The sequence below is a fragment of the Leclercia sp. M50 genome (assembly GCF_037150775.1).
GTDB lineage: Bacteria > Pseudomonadota > Gammaproteobacteria > Enterobacterales > Enterobacteriaceae > Enterobacter.
This window is the reverse complement of the sequence record NZ_JBBCPK010000203.1, coordinates 1-2,721: the sequence shown is the minus strand read 5'-3', so window position 1 is coordinate 2,721 and position 2,721 is coordinate 1. Positions and strand designations below refer to the sequence as shown.

The window sequence follows — 2,721 nt, the reverse complement described above, 5'->3', positions numbered from 1 at the left end:
GAGCAGGCCTACCGCATCATCGTCGACGAAATTCCCCAGCCTCAGGACAACACCACGCCGCAGATCGGCCTTAAGCTGCAGATGCGCTACTCCATTCCGCTGTTTGTTTACGGCCAGGGGATCGAAACCATCAAAGAGGGGGAACATCATGCCCTTGCCGAGCCGCGCAACCTGAGCTGGCGGGTTATCCGCGAAAACGGCCAGCCCGCGCTGCAGGTACGTAACCGGGGTGATGTCCACGTTCGGCTCAGTCAGGTTTCCCTGACTCAGGGCGGACAGAAAAGGAGCATGGCGGACGGTCTGCTGGGGTATGTTCTGCCGGGCAGTGAACGCAGCTGGCCTCTCCCCTCAGGCATCACCCAGCCGGGTCAGATGAGTGCGCAAATTAATGCCAGGGATACCGAATGGCAGTCGGCCCCCGTCAACTGAAACCCACGATGATGATCCTGCTTTGCGTCTCCACGGCAGGCTGGGCCAACACCGGCGACGATGCGCTACCGCCGCCGCCCGCGCCCCAGTCCCTGAACGACGAAGCGGTCTTTCAGCTGGCGCTGATCGTCAACCACTACGATACCGGGCTGGTGGTGCCTGTCACCCGGCGCAACGGCGATTATCTGGTCTCCAGCGCTGACCTGCTGCGCGCAGGGCTGCCGCCGGAAAATGTCCCGCCGGGGGAGGTCAATCTGACGACCCTCGCCGGCGTGCGCAGCGAGTATGACAGCGCCGGGCAGCGCCTGCTGTTGAGCGTGCCCCGGGAGTGGATCTCCGCCCGGGTCACCCCCTTTGGCGGCGAGCTGACCCAGAGCACTCCCCACTACGGCAGAGGGGCGCTGCTCAACTATGACTTCTATACCAGCAAGACCGATCATGCGGGCGGGCAAGCCTCGCTCTGGCATGAGTTCCGCTACTTTGACGAGCGGGGTTCTCTCTCCTCCACCGGCTTTGTGCGCAAAAACCTCTCCGGCGGCGGCATGCAGGAGGGATACGTGCGTTACGACACCACGCTGCTGGTCACCAATGAAGATAATGCCACCACCTGGACCGCCGGGGATGTCATCAGCGATGCCGTCAGCTGGAGCAGCAGCGTGCGCATGGGGGGCATCAGCTATGGCCGCGACTTTTCCCTCCGACCGGATCTGGTCACCTGGCCGCTGCCGGAGTTCTCCGGGGAAGCGGCGGTGCCCACCTCGGTAGACCTGTTCGTTAACGGCTATCGCGCCGGCTCCACCCGCCTGCAGCCGGGGCCGTTCACCCTCACCAATCTGCCCTATATCAACGGCGCCGGAGATGCGGTGCTGGTCACCACCGATGCGTTGGGCCGCCAGGTGAGCACCACGCTGCCGTTTTACGTCACCAGCGAACTGCTGAAGGCGGGGCTGAGCGACGGGGCGGTGACCCTCGGCAGCCTGCGCCGCAACTACGGTATTGAAAGCTTTGATTACGGCCCGGCGGCGGGGAGCGGCTCTTACCGCTATGGGCTGACCGACTGGCTGACCCTCGAAGGACATGGCGAAGGGGCCGAAGAGCTGGCGCTGGGCGGTGTGGGCACGGTGGTAAAAATGGGGCGTTTCGGCGTGGTCAATACCGCATATACCCGCAGCCGGATGTATGGTGAAGAGGGGGGGCAGATTAACTGGGGCTACCAGTACAGCACCAGCGAATTCAGCATTGCTACCCAGCACAGCCGCCGGGATCGCGGCTTTGGCAATCTGGCCCTCTACGACCAGCCGACGGTATACGACGAATTCAACCAGCCCATCGCCAGCCTTAGCCGCAATACGGACCAGTACTCCCTGAGCCTTAATCTGGGTGATTATGGCAATATCGGCGCCGCCTGGATTGGGGTGGAGAGTTTCGACAGCGAGAAAACCGAGCTGCTCAACCTCTCCTGGAGCCGCAACCTGTGGCGCAGCAGCAGTATCTATCTTGCCGCCAGCCGGGACCAGCAGCGGGGCGACTGGACGGTCGCCCTGTCGCTGCAAATTCCGCTCGGCGAACGCGACAGCGCCGCCGTCACCCTGGAAAACACCCCGGACGCGGGCAGCACCCAGCGCATCAACTACAACCACGCCATGCCCACCGATGGCGGCTTTAGCTGGAACATGGCCCTGGCGAACCAGTCCCGATCCCGCAGCTACCAGCAGGCCTCGCTGGGCTGGCGTAACAACAATATTGAAGTGCAGGGCGGCACCTACGGCGAGCGCGACATGATGACCTGGTGGGGCGAGGCGCTGGGCTCGCTGGTGCTGATGGACGGTGAACTCTTTGCCGCCAATAAGATCAACGACGCCTTCGTGGTCATCAGCACCGACGGCAAGCCCGACGTGCCGGTAAGCTACGAAAACCAGCCGGTGGGAAAAACCAACCAAAATGGCTACCTGCTGGTGAGCGGCGTATCTGCCTACTATCCGGCGAGCTACAGCATCAACACCCTGAACCTGCCCGCCGATACCCGGCTAAAAGAGACCGAGCGGCGGGTGGCGCTGCGCCGCAACAGCGGGTATCTGGTGGATTTCCCGATGGAGGAGGAGCGGGTGGCCAGCGTGATCCTGCACGACGGCGAGGGCCAGGATATTCCGCTCGGCAGCCAGGTGCGACGCGCCTCACGCGCCCCGGCCACCGTGGGCTATGATGGCATCGCCTGGCTGGAGAACCTGAACGACGTTAACCCGCTGGAGGTGCGCACCCCAGAGGGCAAATATTGCCAGGTGACCCTGACCC

The 2,721-nt window shown here is 63.5% G+C and carries 2 protein-coding genes; both read left to right on the top strand.

Annotated elements, in window-relative coordinates; translation table 11 throughout:
• Window positions 1-429 (top strand): fimbrial biogenesis chaperone (locus WFM46_RS23465; protein ID WP_442913478.1); only part of this gene is annotated, 429 nt, incomplete at its 5' end.
• Window positions 405-2,721, top strand: a 2,317-nt coding sequence (locus WFM46_RS23460; RefSeq protein WP_336998695.1) for a fimbria/pilus outer membrane usher protein, incomplete at its 3' end; no start/stop codon positions are given. The genes WFM46_RS23465 and WFM46_RS23460, both read left to right, overlap by 25 nt.